15 protein-coding genes are annotated in these 14,934 nt (G+C 71.8%); all 15 read left to right on the top strand.

Translation table 11 applies throughout. The annotated features are described in order from the left end of the window. The first annotated feature begins 402 nt into the window (after positions 1 to 402). Positions 403 to 1,020: a MarR family transcriptional regulator gene (locus tag AC5020_RS16495; protein ID WP_464989081.1), complete on the top strand. Its 618-nt coding sequence runs from the start codon at positions 403 to 405 to the stop codon at positions 1,018 to 1,020. A gap of 75 nt (positions 1,021 to 1,095) precedes the next feature. Further along, complete coding sequence (gene efp, locus AC5020_RS16490; protein WP_377019496.1) at positions 1,096 to 1,656, top strand: elongation factor P; 561 nt, start codon at positions 1,096 to 1,098, stop codon at positions 1,654 to 1,656. Continuing rightward, positions 1,653 to 2,189 (top strand): transcription antitermination protein NusB, encoded by a 537-nt coding sequence (locus AC5020_RS16485; protein ID WP_464989080.1) that lies wholly within the window; start codon positions 1,653 to 1,655, stop codon positions 2,187 to 2,189. The genes efp and AC5020_RS16485 overlap by 4 nt, the downstream gene beginning before the upstream one ends. A 217-nt stretch (positions 2,190 to 2,406) precedes the next feature. Continuing rightward, positions 2,407 to 3,012, top strand: coding sequence for a bifunctional pyr operon transcriptional regulator/uracil phosphoribosyltransferase PyrR (gene pyrR, locus AC5020_RS16480; protein WP_464989079.1), 606 nt, complete (start codon positions 2,407 to 2,409; stop codon positions 3,010 to 3,012). Then, entirely contained in the window at positions 3,009 to 3,971 is a 963-nt protein-coding gene (locus AC5020_RS16475; RefSeq protein WP_464989078.1) for an aspartate carbamoyltransferase catalytic subunit, read from the top strand. The genes pyrR and AC5020_RS16475 overlap by 4 nt, the downstream gene beginning before the upstream one ends. A 22-nt stretch (positions 3,972 to 3,993) precedes the next feature. After that, a complete protein-coding gene (locus AC5020_RS16470) occupies positions 3,994 to 5,310 on the top strand; it encodes a dihydroorotase (RefSeq protein WP_494564452.1) in 1,317 nt (438 codons plus the stop codon). Beyond that, the gene (locus tag AC5020_RS16465; RefSeq protein ID WP_377019502.1) at positions 5,310 to 5,801 is read left to right on the top strand and encodes a PH-like domain-containing protein; all 492 of its coding nucleotides are present in this window, start codon (positions 5,310 to 5,312) and stop codon (positions 5,799 to 5,801) included. The genes AC5020_RS16470 and AC5020_RS16465 overlap by 1 nt, the downstream gene beginning before the upstream one ends. Further along, the gene (carA, locus tag AC5020_RS16460; protein WP_464989077.1) at positions 5,798 to 7,072 is read left to right on the top strand and encodes a glutamine-hydrolyzing carbamoyl-phosphate synthase small subunit; all 1,275 of its coding nucleotides are present in this window, start codon (positions 5,798 to 5,800) and stop codon (positions 7,070 to 7,072) included. Before AC5020_RS16465 ends, carA begins: the two co-directional genes overlap by 4 nt. Beyond that, positions 7,072 to 10,425 (top strand): carbamoyl-phosphate synthase large subunit, encoded by a 3,354-nt coding sequence (gene carB / locus AC5020_RS16455; RefSeq protein ID WP_464989076.1) that lies wholly within the window; start codon positions 7,072 to 7,074, stop codon positions 10,423 to 10,425. Before carA ends, carB begins: the two co-directional genes overlap by 1 nt. Then, positions 10,422 to 11,267: an orotidine-5'-phosphate decarboxylase gene (gene pyrF / locus AC5020_RS16450; protein WP_464989075.1), complete on the top strand. Its 846-nt coding sequence runs from the start codon at positions 10,422 to 10,424 to the stop codon at positions 11,265 to 11,267. Before carB ends, pyrF begins: the two co-directional genes overlap by 4 nt. A 213-nt stretch (positions 11,268 to 11,480) precedes the next feature. Further along, positions 11,481 to 11,807 (top strand): integration host factor, actinobacterial type, encoded by a 327-nt coding sequence (gene mihF, locus AC5020_RS16445; protein WP_377017248.1) that lies wholly within the window; start codon positions 11,481 to 11,483, stop codon positions 11,805 to 11,807. Next, positions 11,804 to 12,400, top strand: a complete 597-nt coding sequence (gene gmk / locus AC5020_RS16440) for a guanylate kinase (protein ID WP_464989074.1) — start codon at positions 11,804 to 11,806, stop codon at positions 12,398 to 12,400. The genes mihF and gmk overlap by 4 nt, the downstream gene beginning before the upstream one ends. A 109-nt stretch (positions 12,401 to 12,509) precedes the next feature. Beyond that, the gene (gene rpoZ, locus AC5020_RS16435) at positions 12,510 to 12,872 is read left to right on the top strand and encodes a DNA-directed RNA polymerase subunit omega (protein ID WP_377017244.1); all 363 of its coding nucleotides are present in this window, start codon (positions 12,510 to 12,512) and stop codon (positions 12,870 to 12,872) included. A 25-nt stretch (positions 12,873 to 12,897) separates the two neighbouring features. Next, on the top strand, positions 12,898 to 14,172 hold the full coding sequence (coaBC, locus tag AC5020_RS16430; protein WP_464989073.1) for a bifunctional phosphopantothenoylcysteine decarboxylase/phosphopantothenate--cysteine ligase CoaBC: 1,275 nt from the start codon (positions 12,898 to 12,900) through the stop codon (positions 14,170 to 14,172). Next, positions 14,169 to 14,934 (top strand): S-adenosylmethionine synthetase N-terminal domain-containing protein (locus AC5020_RS16425; protein ID WP_464989072.1); only part of this gene is annotated, 766 nt, incomplete at its 3' end. The genes coaBC and AC5020_RS16425, both read left to right, overlap by 4 nt.

Below are 14,934 nucleotides of genomic sequence, written 5' to 3'. Positions count from 1 at the left end.
CCATCCCGAGCGCTTCCGAGCAAAACCCAAAACGCCGTCCCCACCAGCTACGGTCGGGATCAACCACCTCGTGCAAACAGCCTGACCCAGAACAGCCACTGACTCCAACCAGCTTGACAACGCCCGTGAGCTACATGTTCGTGCCAGTGCCAGTGCCAGTGCCAGTGCCAGTGCTAGTGCCGGTGCTGTTCGTGCCAGTGCCGGTGGCAGATCGGCCACGTGGAGATTTCCTGTCCCGATGCCCGGGACCGACCCGGCACAGTCCCGGCCTCTCGGCGTGTTCCGGCTGGTCTCGGGGATTCTGCGTCAAAGCGCTGTACTCTCGGGAACAGTCGTAATCGGCGTAGTCACCGTCCGGTATCGCGGACGCGACGGAGACCCCGGATCAGGTGGTGGAAGCCCATGTTCGTCCTGTCGTTCTCCGGCGAGGCGCTGCGCGCCCGTTCGAGCACCGACCCGGTCCCCGCACTGCTCGAATCGCTCGAGCCCATCCCCCTCGCGCTGCCCGCCGAGCGCACCTCTGGCCCCGACGTGCTCGCCCTCGCTGCTCGGGCCGACGCCGCCCTGGAGGCACTGCTGCGTGCCCGCGAGGACGGGGACTGGGCGATCGGTCTCGGGGTCGGAGCGATCGAGAAGCCCCTGCCCGAATCGGTCCGCGCGGTCGCGGGCCCAGCGGTCGATGCCGCTGCCGGCGCGGTGCGATCCGCCCGCACCACCTCGAGCGTCCCCGTCGTCGTACGGGCCGCCGATGCGCGCCACCGCGAGACCGCCGAGGACGCCGAGGCCGTGCTGCGCCTGATCGGGTGGATGATCCGTACCCGCAACCGCGGCCAGTGGGAAGCTGTGCGCGCCCTGAGGGAGCATCCCGGTGCGACGCAGGCCCAGCTGGCCCAGCGCCTCGGGGTCACCCAGCAGACCGTCTCGCGGGCGGTGAAGACCAGCGGCTGGCGGGAGGAGCACGCCGCGCACCCGCTGGCGATACGCCTGCTGAGCATGATCGACCTCACGTCGGCCCGTTGAGCGTGCCCGTCTCGCCCGGCGGGTGCCTGCCTGCGCGCTATCCTTGACGGGCCCCGACGACTACCGAGGAGACTCATGGCGACGACGAACGACCTCAAGAACGGGATGGTCCTCGTTCTGGACAAGCAGCTGTGGAGCGTTGTCGAGTTCCAGCACGTCAAGCCCGGCAAGGGCCCGGCCTTCGTGCGCACCAAGCTGAAGAACGTCATGTCCGGCAAGGGGGTCGACAAGACCTTCAACGCCGGCGTGAAGGTCGAGACGGCGACCGTGGACCGACGCGACATGCAGTTCTCCTACATCGACGGCGAGATGTACGTCTTCATGGACACCTCGAACTGGGAGCAGACCAGCCTCACGCCGGAGATCGTCGGTGACGCCAAGGACTTCATGATGGAGGGCCAGGACGTCGTGGTGGCCTTCCACGAGGGCAACGCGCTGTTCGTGGAGCTGCCCCCGTCGGTGGTCATGGAGATCCAGTTCACCGAGCCCGGCCTGCAGGGCGACCGCTCCAGCGGCGGCACCAAGCCCGCGACGCTGGAGACCGGCCGCGAGATCCAGGTGCCGCTGTTCCTGAATCAGGGCGACAAGGTCAAGGTCGACACCCGCAGCGGCGAATACCTCGAGCGCGTCAAGTGACCCCAGGTTCCACCTCTGAGGAGCCCGGAGCTTCTCGGGACCCCGGCCTCCCTCTCCCCGCGCGGGAGGGGGAGGAGTTCAGCTTCGAGCGCACCATCCCCGCCCGCACCGACCGCCTCCACGGCCGCTCCCGCGACCGGGTCCGTGCCCTGGACGTGCTGTTCGAGGCCGACGCCCGGCAGCTGGACGTGCTCGATGTGCTCGAGGAACGGCTGCGGGTGACCGCCGCGCAGACCCCGCTCCCGCAGCGCGCGCGGGATCTGGTGGAGCTGTACGCGCCCTACGCCGTCGACATCGACGAGGACCTCGCGACGCATTCGCGTGACTGGCCCCTGCACCGCATGCCGGCCGTGGACCGGGCCGTGCTCCGCCTCGGAGCCGCCGAGGTGCTCTACGGCGAGGAGGAGGCAGGTCGCGGCGCGATCATCGGCGAGTACACCAAGATCGCCGAGGTGCTCTCGACCGACGACTCCCCGCGGTTCGTCAACGGGCTGCTGCAGCGCCTGGTCGACGTCCGCGGACTGGTCAGCTGACGGGGCCGCCGACCCCCGACAGGCGCAGGCCTCCGACAGGGACGGACAGCGCACCGCTCGAGGCTCCCGGACGGATTGGCCCGGCGACTCGGGCGCGGCGTCCGAGGGGCGGTCCCGCGCGCGGCGCCCGGCCGATCCCGCTTAGACTCGGCACAGCTCGCACGAGCACCACACCCTTTAACGACACGTCCCGTGAGGCGTGGAAGGGAGAACACCCATGCATGACGACGACACGAGCCCCGCGGACCTCCGCGAGGCAGAGCGCTCCCGGGTGCTCGGGGCGGAGGAGATCCGCCGGGCCCTGACGCGCATCGCCCACGAGATCCTCGAGAGCGGCCACGGGGCCGACGACCTCGTGCTCCTGGGCATCCCGCATCGCGGGGTCCCGCTGGCCGAGCGACTCGCGCAGCAGATCACCCGGGCCGAGGGTGACCAGCGCCCGGTCGACGACCTCGCCGGCAGTCTCGACATCACGATGTACCGCGACGATCTGCGCCACAACCCGACCCGCGCCCCCAGCCCCACGAGGATCCCGCGTGCCGGGATCGACGGCCGCACCGTCGTGCTGGTCGACGACGTGCTGTATTCCGGCCGCACCGTGCGCGCCGCCTTGGACGCGCTGGGCGCGATCGGCCGCCCGTCCGCCGTCCGCCTCGCGGTCCTGGTCGATCGCGGGCACCGGCAGCTGCCCATCCGCGCCGACCACGTCGGCAAGAACCTCCCCACCTCCCGCAGCGAGCGCGTGCACGTCCAGCTCGCCGAGACCGACGGGGAGGACGCGGTCGACATCGTCCGTGCGGCAGCGGGGGAGGGACGGGCATGAGGCACTTCATCTCCATCGCCGACCTCGACCGCGCCGAGGCGACCGCCGTGCTGGCCACCGCCGAGCACATGGCCGAGACCCAGTCCCGCTCGATCCGCAAGCTGCCCACCCTGGTGGGCACCACCGTGGTCAACCTCTTCTTCGAGGACTCCACCCGCACCCGGATCAGCTTCGAGGCGGCCGCGAAGCGGCTCTCGGCCGACGTCATCAACTTCTCCGCCAAGGGCTCGAGCCTCTCCAAGGGCGAGTCGCTCAAGGACACGGCGCTGACTCTGCAGGCCATGGGGGCCGACGCGGTCGTGGTGCGCTCCGGATCCTCCGGCGCGGCCCACCTGCTGGCCCACGCCGGCTGGATCGATCAGCCCATCGTCAACGCAGGGGACGGTGCGCACGAGCACCCCACCCAGGCGATGCTCGATGCCTTCACCCTGCGCCGCCACCTGCGTCCCGGAGATCCCACCGCGGGCCTGGACGGCTGCCACATCGTCATCGTCGGCGACATCCTCCACTCCCGCGTGGCCCGCTCGAACGTGCTGCTGCTGACGCTGCTGGGGGCGCGGGTGACGCTGGTCGCCCCGCCCGCCCTGGTGCCCGTCGGCGGCTCGGCCTGGCCCTGCGAGGTCGCCTACGACCTCGACGAGGCCCTGGCCACCGGACCCGACGCCGTCATGATGCTGCGCGTCCAGCGCGAACGCATGGTCGGCGGCGGCTTCTTCCCCACCGAGGGGGAGTACTCCCGCCGCTACGGACTGACCACGGCGAGGGCCGCCGCGCTGCCGGAGCACGCGATCGTCCTGCATCCCGGCCCGATGAACCGCGGCTTCGAGATCGCCGGGGACGTCGCCGACTCCCCGCGCAGCGTCATCGTCGAACAGGTCGCCTCCGGCGTGTTCGTGCGCATGGCCGTTCTCTACCACCTGCTCGCCACCGACGCCCGGGAGGCGCCCCGTGAGAACTGAGACCGCCGCACCCACCGCCGGGATCGGCTCCGCCGGCGCGGAGGCCGCCCCGCTGCTGATCCGGGGCGGCCGCCCCTACGGGGAGGACGTCCAGGACATCCTCCTCACCGGCGGGCTCATCGAAGCCGTCGGCACCGACCTCCCGGCCCCCGAGGGCGCCGAGGTGATCGAGGCCGACGGGTGCATCGTGCTGCCCGGCCTCGTGGATCTCCACACCCACCTGCGCGAACCCGGCGGGGAGGAGGCCGAGACCGTCGAGACCGGCACCCGTGCCGCCGCCCGCGGCGGGTTCACCGCCGTGCACGCGATGGCCAACACCACGCCGGTCGCCGATACCGCCGGCGTCGTCGAGCAGATCGCGCGCCGCGGGGAGGACGCCGGCTGGTGCTCCGTGCGCCCCGTCGGCGCGGTCACCGTGGCGCTGGCCGGTCAGCGGCTGGCCGAGCTCGACGCGATGGCGAACTCGGCCGCCTCCGTGCGCGTGTTCAGCGACGACGGCAAGTGCGTGCACGATCCCGTGCTGATGCGCCGCGCTCTGGAGTACGTCAAGAGCTTCGACGGGGTGATCGCCCAGCATGCGCAGGATCCGCGGCTGACCGAGGGCGCCCAGATGCATGAGGGCGTGGTCTCCGCCGAGCTGGGCCTCTCCGGCTGGCCCGCCGTCGCCGAGGAGTCGATCATCGCCCGCGACGTGCTGCTGGCCCAGCACGTCGGCTCGCGCCTGCACGTGTGCCACCTCTCCACCGCCGGCAGCGTGGACATCGTCCGCTGGGCCAAACAGCGCGGCATCGCCGTGACCGCTGAGGTGACCCCGCACCACCTGCTGCTGACCGACGAGAACGTGCGCCAGTTCGACGCCGTGTTCAAGGTCAACCCGCCCCTGCGCACCGCCGAGGACGTCGAGGCCGTCCGCGAGGGCCTGGCCGACGGCACGATCGACATCGTCGCCACCGACCACGCCCCGCATCCCCGCGATGCGAAGGACCGTGAGTGGGACCAGGCCGCGATGGGCATGACCGGGCTGGAGACGGCGCTCTCGCTGGTCCAGGCCACCATGGTCGAGACCGGCCGGCTCAGCTGGCGCGACGTGGCCCGCGTGCTGTCCGAGAAGCCCGCCGAGATCGGCCGCGACGACGACCAGGGCCGCCCGCTCGAGGCCGGCGCTCCGGCCCACGTCCTGGTGTGGGACCCCCGGCCGGTCCGCGTCACCGATCCGGCCGAGCACGCCTCGCGCAGCCGCAACTCCCCGTTCGCCGGGCTCGAGCTGCCCGGTCGGAACCGGCTGACCGTGCTGGGCGGCCGCGCCACGGTGCGTGAGGGCATCGTGGTGGAGCACTGATGGACCAGCTCGTCCCGGTCCTGCTCCTGGCCGCCCTGTTCGCCCTGATCCTGCTGGGGATGGCGCGCGGGTGGCGACGCCGCGGCCGCTCCCAGCAGCACCTGCCGGTCCCGTCCGGAGCCCCGCTCGCCGAGCTCGGGGAAGAGGTGGAGCTGGGCCCGTTCGAGGCCGTGTACGTCGACACCGTCCTCGCCCGGCAGCCCCTCGAGCGCGTCGTCGCCCACGGCCTCGGCCAGCGCTCCGCCGCCCAGGTGAGCGTCTCCGAGACCGGCACCTGGCACATCGCCCGCCGCGGCGTGCCCGCCGTGACGATCCCCGCGGCCTCCGTCGACGAGGTCACCGCCGGCCCCGGCATGGCCGGCAAGTTCATCGGCGGCGACGGCATCCTCATCCTCCGCTGGCGCCTCGGCGACCAGCTCCTCGACACCGGTCTGCGTCTCGCTCGCCGCGCCGACCACGACCTCCTGCTCTCCCGGAAGGAGCACTCATGACTGCCCCCACCTCCCACAGGGCCGGCCCGCCCGCGCCCGCGACCGCCCCCTCCGGCACACCCTCCCGCGCCGCACGGCGCGACCGCGCGCTGCTGATCCTCGAGGACGGCACCGTCCTGCGCGGCAGCGCCTACGGCGCGCGCGGCGCCCGTCTGGGCGAGGTCGTCTTCGCCACCGGCATGACCGGCTACCAGGAGACCCTCTCCGACCCCTCCTACGCCGGCCAGATCGTGGTCCAGACCGCTCCGCACATCGGCAACACCGGCGCCAACGCCGAGGACATGGAGTCGCGGCGGGTGTGGGTGCGCGGCTACGCCGTGCGCGACGCGAGCCGGCTGTCCTCCAGCTGGCGCGCCGAGCAGTCCCTGGACGAGCTCCTCGTCGGCAGCGACATCGTCGGCATCTGCGACATCGACACCCGCATGCTCACCCGCCTGCTGCGCGATACCGGGTCGCTGCGAGGAGGCATCTTCTCCGGTGACGCGCTGGAGGCCGGCGAGGAGGAGCTCCTCGAGCAGGTCCGCCGACAGCCCTCCATGAGCGGCTCCAGCTTCGTCGACGAGGTGACCATCGCCCAGCCCGTCGTCCTCGAGCCCGAGGGCGAGGCGATCGGCACGGTCGCCGCCGTCGATCTCGGCATCAAGGGTGCCTCTCCGCGCAGCATGCTCGCCCGCGGGATGAGGGTGGCGCTGCTGCCGGCGACCACGACCCTGGAGGACCTGCTGGCGCTCGAGCCCGACGCGGTGTTCTTCTCCAACGGCCCGGGCGACCCCGCCGCCGCCGAGGACCAGGTCGAGCTGCTGCGCGGCGTCCTGGACGCCGATCTCCCGTTCTTCGGGATCTGCTTCGGCAACCAGCTGCTGGGCCGGGCGCTGGGCTTCGACACCTACAAGCTGAAGTTCGGCCACCGCGGCATCAACCAGCCCGTGCTGGATCGCGAGACCGGCAAGGTCGAGATCACCGCCCACAACCACGGCTTCGCCGTGGACGTCCCCCTGGAGGGCGAGCACGTCGCCCCGTACGGAGGCGGTCGCTACGGCCGCGTCGTGGTCTCCCACGTCGGCCTCAACGACGACGTCGTCGAGGGGCTGCGCTGCCTCGACCGTCCCGTCTCCTCCGTCCAGTACCACCCCGAGGCGGCGGGCGGCCCGCACGACGCCTCCTACCTCTTCGATCGCCTCGCCGAGGTGGTCGCCCAGCACCGGGACGGCCGCCCCGTCCAGCCGGTCCGGTCCGCTGAGGCCGCCGACAACGCACACAAGGAGTCCTGATGCCCCGTCGCTCCGACATCTCCTCCGTCCTCGTGATCGGCTCCGGGCCGATCGTGATCGGGCAGGCCGCCGAGTTCGACTACTCCGGCACCCAGGCGTGCCGGGTGCTGCGCGAGGAGGGCCTGCGAGTCATCCTCGTCAACTCCAACCCGGCGACGATCATGACCGACCCCGGCATCGCCGACGCCACCTACGTCGAGCCCATCGATCCGGACATCATCCGTTCCATCATCGCCGCTGAGCGACCCGACGCGATCCTGCCCACCCTCGGCGGGCAGACCGCGCTGAACGCCGCCATGTCCCTCGCCCAGAACGGTGTCCTCGAGGAGTTCGGCGTCGAGATGATCGGCGCGAGCCTGGACGCGATCAACAAGGCCGAGGACCGCAGCCAGTTCAAGGAGGTCGTCGAGCGGGTCGGCGGCGAATCCGCGCGGTCGCGGATCTGCCACACGATGGACGAGTGCGTGGCCGCCGCCGAGGAGCTCGGGTACCCGATGGTGGTGCGTCCCAGCTTCACCATGGGCGGCCTCGGCTCCGGCATGGCCTACGACGAGCAGGACCTGCGGCGCATGGCCGGTGACGGCCTGCACTACTCGCCGACCACCGAGGTGCTCCTGGAGGAGTCGATCCTGGGCTGGAAGGAGTTCGAGCTCGAACTCATGCGCGACCACCACGACAACTGCGTGGTCGTCTGCTCCATCGAGAACGTCGACCCGGTCGGCGTGCACACGGGCGACTCCGTGACCGTGGCCCCCGCGCTGACCCTCACCGACGTGGAGCTGCAGAAGCTGCGCGACCTCGGCATCGGCATCATCCGCGAGGTCGGCGTCGACACCGGCGGCTGCAACGTGCAGTTCGCGACCCATCCCGAGACCGGTCGCATCGTCGTGATCGAGATGAACCCGCGCGTCTCGCGCTCCTCGGCCCTCGCCTCCAAGGCCACCGGGTTCCCGATCGCGAAGATCGCCGCGCGCCTGGCCATCGGCTACACCCTGGACGAGATCCGCAACGACATCACCGGCACCACCCCGGCGAGCTTCGAGCCCGCCCTGGACTACGTGGTCGTCAAGGTCCCGCGGTTCGCGTTCGAGAAGTTCCCCGCCGCCGACCCGACGCTGACCACCACCATGAAGAGCGTCGGTGAAGCCATGGCGCTGGGGCGCAACTTCACCGAGGCCCTGGGCAAGGCGCAGCGATCCCTCGACGTCAAGGGCGCCGCACCGAGCTACGAGGGAGAGCCGCCGTCGATCTCCGAGGTGGCCGAGCTGATCGAGACCACGCGCACCGCGACCGACACCCGCCTGGTGGCGATCTCGCGGATCCTGTGGGCCGCCGCCGAGGGGGTGGTGAATCCGGTCGAGACCGTGGACGCCCTGGTCGAGGCCACCTCCATCGACCGGTGGTTCCTGGACCAGATGCTGCTGGTCGCCGAGATCGCGGCCGAGCTGCGCGGCTCCCCGGTGCTGGACGCCGAGCTGCTGCGCCTGGCCAAGCGCCACGGGCTCTCCGACGATCAGATCGGCCGGCTGCGCGGTCAGCACGGAGACGTGGTCAAGGGCGTGCGCGAAGCCCTCGGGATCAACCCCGTGTTCAAGACGGTCGACACCTGCGCCGCGGAGTTCGCCTCGCGCACCCCGTACCACTACTCGAGCTACGACCAGGAGACGGAGGTCGAACCCCGCGAACGGCCCGCCGTGCTCATCCTCGGCTCCGGGCCCAACCGCATCGGCCAGGGCATCGAATTCGACTACTCCTGCGTGCACGCCGCGATCGCCCTCGGGGACCGGGACCTGCCCGGCGGCGGGTACGAGACGGTGATGATCAACTGCAATCCCGAGACCGTCTCGACGGACTACGACATCGCCGACCGTCTCTACTTCGAGCCGCTCACCTTCGAGGACGTCGTCGAGGTGTACGAGGCGGAGAAGGCCGCCGGCCCCGTCGCCGGCGTCATCGTCCAGCTCGGCGGGCAGACCCCGCTGTCCCTGGCCCGCCGTCTCGAGGAGGCCGGGCTGCCCATCATCGGCACCAGCCCCTCGGCGATCGACCTCGCCGAGGACCGCGGCCACTTCGGCGCCGTCCTCTCCGACGCCGGCCTGCCCGCCCCGCCGTACGGCACGGCCTGGGCTCTCAGCGATGCCAGCGAGGTCGCCGCGGCCATCGGGTATCCCGTCCTCGTCCGCCCGAGCTACGTGCTCGGCGGGCGCGGCATGGAGATCGTCTATGACCAGCAGGGCCTGGTCGACTACGTCAGCCGGAACCTGCCCGACGGCGGCCGCGCCGAGGCCCCGATCCTCATCGACAGCTTCCTGGACACCGCCATCGAGATCGACGTCGACGCCCTGTACGACGGGGAGGAGCTCTACGTCGGCGGCATCATGGAGCACATCGAGGAGGCCGGCATCCACTCCGGCGACTCCGCGTGCACCCTGCCGCCGATCACCCTCGGCGACGAGATGCTCGAGCGCATCCGCGAGTCCACCCGCGGGATCGCGGCGGGCGTCGGCGTGCGCGGGCTGCTCAACGTCCAGTACGCCCTCTCCCAGGGCATCCTGTACGTCCTGGAAGCCAACCCACGCGCCTCCCGGACCGTGCCCTTCGTCGCCAAGGCCACCGGGGTGCCACTGGCCCAGGCCGCGGCCCTGGTCATGGCCGGGACCTCCATCGCGGACCTGCGCCGCGGCGGAGTGCTGCCCGCCCAGGGCGACGGCACCGAGCTGCCCGACGACGCCCCGATCGCGGTCAAGGAGGCAGTGCTGCCGTTCAAGCGCTTCCGCACCCGCGAGGGCCACGCCGTGGACTCGGTGCTCGGCCCCGAGATGCGCTCCACGGGCGAGGTGATGGGCCTGGACGCGACCTTCCCGCTCGCGTTCGCCAAGGCGCAGCTGGCGATCTCGGGCCAGGGCCTGCCGACGGCCGGCTCCGTGTTCGTCTCGGTCGCCGACCGCGACAAGCGCTCCCTGGCCTTGCCGGTGGCGCGCCTGGCCGCGCTCGGCTTCGACATCCTCACCACGGCTGGCACCGGCCGCGTGCTGCGCCGGTCCGGGATCCCCTGCACGGTGCTGCGCAAGGCCTCGGAGGCCGGGAACGAGGCCAGCGTCATCGAGCTCATCGAGGCCGGCGACGTCGCCCTGGTGCTGAACACCCCCTCGGGATCCAACGCGCGGGTGGACGGCTACGCGATCCGTGCGGCCGCGACCAGCATGGACGTGCCGATGATCACCACCTTGCAGGAGTTCCAGGCGGCGGTGCAGGCCATCGAGGCCCGCCCGGTCGAGCCCTTCGAGGTCGGCAGCCTGCAGGCGCACACCCAGCACCTGCTCGACGGCCGCGCCGCGCGGGCGCTGGCATGAGCACCGCCCCGCCGAGGTTCGGCGCGCGCCTCCAGCAGGCCGTCGCCGAGCGCGGACGGATCGTCGCGGGCATCGACCCCCATGCGGGCCTGCTCGAGGCCTGGGGCCTGCCGGATTCCCCCGCGGGCCTGGCGGAGTTCTCCAGGACGGTGCTGGAGGCCGTGGATGGCCGGGTCGCGGCGGTCAAGCCGCAGTCCGCCTTCTTCGAGCGGCACGGATCCGCCGGCGTCGCGGTGCTCGAGGATCTGCTGGCCGACGCCCGCAGCAGGGGCCTGCTGAGCATCCTCGACGTCAAGCGGGGCGACATCGGGTCGACCATGACGGCCTACGCCCAGGCGCACCTGCTGCCCGGGGCTCCCCTGGAGGCCGATGCGATCACGGTGAGCCCCTACCTCGGGACGGGATCCCTGGACCCCGCCGCGGACCTGGCCGCCGAGCACGGCAAGGGACTGTTCCTGCTCGCCCTGACCTCGAATCCGGACGGGCCGCAGGTCCAGCACGCGATCACCGAGGCGGACACGCCGGTCGCGGCGGTCATCGCGCGACACGCCGAGGCGATCGGCGGCGGCACGACGGGGGAGTGGGGCAGTGCCGGCCTGGTCGTCGGCGCGACCGTCGCCGACGCGTACCGGCGACTGGGACTGGACCGCCTCGCCCCGTCGGCGCCTCTGCTCGCTCCGGGGTTCGGCGCTCAGGGCGCCGGACCTGCACAGATGTCCGAGGTGTTCGGAGAAAACGCAGGTCACGTGCTGGTCTCGCTCTCCCGCGGCCTGCTCGCGGCGGGGCCCGCGAGGGATGATCTCCGCCGGCGCGCGGACGATCTGAGCGCCCAGTTCGCCTGAGTCGTACCGGGTCGCCCAGGCCCGTGCGGCGAGGCCTCGGGACCGCCGCCGGGACCGTCCCGAATCGTGTCGCGGAGGGCCCGATCTGCACCGGACCTGGGATTGTGCGTGTCAGAAGTGCGCTCCGCCACGATTTTGGGGTTACGCTCTTCCCACACGCGAGGTCCTCCCGGATCCCGCCCGTCACCAGCAAGAGAACAAGAGGTAAGAACAGTGGCTCTCCCTCCCCTCACCCCTGAGCAGCGGGCCGATGCCCTGAAGAAGGCCGCCGAGGCTCGTCGTGAGCGCGCGGCCATCAAGGCGCGGCTCAAGGACAGCGCCGGCCGCCGCGGCGAGGAGATCAAGAAGGTCCTCTCCGAGTCCGAGAGCAACGAGGTCGTCGGGCGCCTGCGTGTCGCCGCTCTGCTCGAGGCCCTTCCCGGCGTGGGCAAGGTCAAGGCGCAGCAGATCATGGAGGAGATCGGCATCTCCCCGTCCCGCAAGATCCGCGGCCTCGGCTCCCATCAGGCGGAGAAGCTCGTCGCGCACTTCTCCGAGTGACGCAGTCCGACGGGGCCGGCACCGGCTCGGTGCCGGCCCCCGTGACTGTCCTGGCCGGCCCCACCGCCGTGGGCAAGGGCACGGTCTCCGCGGCGATCCGCGAGCGGTACCCGCAGATCTGGCTTTCCGTCTCGGCCACCACGCGCCCGCCGCGCCCCGGTGAGATCGACGGCGTCCACTACCACTTCGTGGACGAGGACGAGTTCACGCGGCTGGTCGAGGCCGGCCAGATGCTCGAGTGGGCCCGCGTCCACGGTCGTCACCGCTACGGCACCCCGCGAGGCCCGGTCGACGCCGCCGTGGCGGCCGGGCACCCCGTGCTGCTGGAGATCGACCTCGCCGGTGCCCGGCAGATCCGCCGCACCGTGCCCGAGGCACGCTTCGTGTTCCTGGCGCCACCGGACTGGGACAGCCTCGTCCAGCGGCTCGTGGGCCGCGGCACCGAGAGCGCCGAGGAGCGCGAGCGTCGCCTGGAGACCGCCAGGGACGAACTCGCCGCCGAGAGCGAGTTCGACGTCACGATCATCAACGACGACGTCTCCCGCGCCACCGCGGAGCTCGCCGCCCTGCTGGGCGTGCACGAGTCCGACTGACCGCCGGGGTGCGCGAGGTCACCCGGCCCGCGCGCCGGACCCCTCGCCCGCACCGGGGTCCAGGGCGTATCCTGGACCGTCGCACGCCGAAACTCACGAAGGGACATCCGTGGCCGGAACAGTCGCTCAGCCCGAAGGCATCACGAACCCGCCGATCGATCGTCTCCTCGAGACCGTCGACTCCAAGTACGCCCTGGTCCTGTACTCCTCGCAGCGCGCCCGCCAGATCAACGCCTACTACTCGCAGCTCTCCGAGGGTCTGCTCGAGTTCGTCGGCCCGCTGGTCGACGTCGACAACCAGGAGAAGCCGCTGTCGATCGCGCTGCGCGAGATCGACGAGGGTCTGCTGACGGTCCGCGAGGTCGACGAGGAGGAGTACGCCGCCGCCAACGAGCCCGATCCGAATGCCCCGGCTCCGCTCAAGCTCGGCGACGACGCCCCCGAGATCCCGCCGACCGACCTCACCTTCTGAGACCGCCCCACCGCCGGGAGATCCGATGAGCAGCGTGGTGCGCACCCTCGAGGGTGCTCGCGTGCTCGTGGGCGTCGGCGGCGGGATCGCCGCGTACAAGACCGCGCACCTGGTGCGCGGTCTTGTTGCTGCCGGGGCCGACGTCCGCGTGCTGCCCACCGCCTCCTCGCTCGAGTTCGTCGGAGCCGCCACCTGGGAGGCCCTGAGCCACCACCCGGTGCGCACCTCCGTCTTCGAGGACGTCGACGAGGTCGCCCATGTCCGCGTCGGCCAGGACGCTGATCTGGTGGTGATCGCTCCCGCCACTGCCGACCTCCTGGCACGGCTGCGGATCGGTCGCGCCGACGACCTCCTGACCGCATCACTGCTGGTCACTCGTACCCCGGTGCTGGTCGCTCCCGCAATGCACACCGAGATGTGGGAGCACCCCTCGACCCGCGAGAACGTGCAGGTGCTCCGTGAGCGGGGAGTCAGTGTGCTCGAGCCCGCGGTGGGCCGTCTCACGGGACCGGATTCCGGTCCCGGCCGCCTTCCCGAACCCGACGCACTGCTGGAGGCCGCCCACGCGGCGATCGCCGCTCCGCGGGATGCGCACGGGGCTGTGCGCCGCGACCTCGCCGGTCGCCAGCTCCTGATCAGTGCCGGCGGCACCCGTGAGCCGCTGGACCCGGTGCGTTTCCTCGCCAACCACTCCTCGGGCCGGCAGGGGTGGGCACTGGCCCACGCCGCCCTGGTCCGCGGCGCGACCGTGCGCCTGGCCGCCGCCAACGTCGAGCTCGAGACGCCCCCCGGGGCACGGCGCCTCGACGCCGGCAGCGCCGCAGAGCTCGCCGCAGTGATCGCCGAGCACAGCAGCGAGGTCGATGCGCTGATCATGGCGGCCGCCGTCGCCGACTTCACCGCCGCCGACCGCTCCGAGTCGAAGATCAAGAAGGACGACGGCGACGAGGACTCCGTGCCCGCCCTCGCCCTCCGCCGCACCGAGGACATCCTGCGCACCAGCGTGCAGCGACGCGGGCAGGAAGCCCGCCCCGTCATCATCGGCTTCGCCGCGGAGACCGGGGGAGAGGGGCGCAGCTCCCTCGAGCTCGCCCGCGAGAAAGCGCGCCGCAAGGGAGCCGACCTGCTCGTGTTCAACGACGTCAGCGGTGACGTCTTCGGCGGCGCGGACAACGCGGTACGGATCCTCGACGGCCGGGGCGAGGAGATCGCGGAGAGCGCGGGCAGCAAGATCGCCGTCGCCCACGCGGTCCTCGACGAGCTGGCCGGTCGGTTCGCCGACGTATCCTGGACCCCATGACCTCCAGCGAGCTGCGCACCTTCACCTCCGAATCGGTCACCGAAGGTCATCCCGACAAGATCTGCGACCAGATCTCCGACGCCATCCTCGATGATCTGCTGTCCCAGGACGCGAGCGCCCGCGTCGCCGTCGAGACGATGGTGACCACCGGCCTCGTCCACGTCGCCGGAGAGGTCCGCACCACCGGCTACAGCGACGTCGCCACCATCGTGCGCAACGTGATCCGGGACATCGGCTACGACTCCTCCATCAAGGGGTTCGACGCGGACTCGTGCGGCATCGAGGTCTCCATCGGCGCGCAGTCCCCGGATATCGCCGCCGGCGTCGACAACTCCGTCGAGAGCCGGGACGGCGCAGGGACCGGCGGCGCCTTCGCACGGCTCGGCGCCGGTGACCAGGGCCTCATGTTCGGCTACGCCTGCAACGACACCCCCGAGCTGATGCCGCTGCCGATCCACGCCGCTCACCGCCTGGTGCGCCATCTCTCCGTCGCCCGCCGCGATGAGGTCCTGCCCTACCTCCGTCCCGACGGCAAGACCCAGGTCTCCATCGGGTACGACGAGCAGGGCGTGGCCCGCAGCGTCGAGGCGATCGTGGTCTCGACCCAGCACAGCGAGGAGGTCGACCTGGAGGGCCAGCTGGCCCCGGCGATCTCGCGCGTGGTGATCGCGCCCGTGCTGGAGGATCTCGCGGGCCTGGGGCTGGACGTCTCCGACGTCGCCGTCCACATCAATCCCTCCGGGCGCTTCGTCCTGGGCGGGC

The organism is Brachybacterium sp. SYSU DS0246, assembly GCF_059391765.1.
Note: the sequence above shows the minus strand (reverse complement) of the source record. Positions and strands in the feature narration are given on the sequence as shown.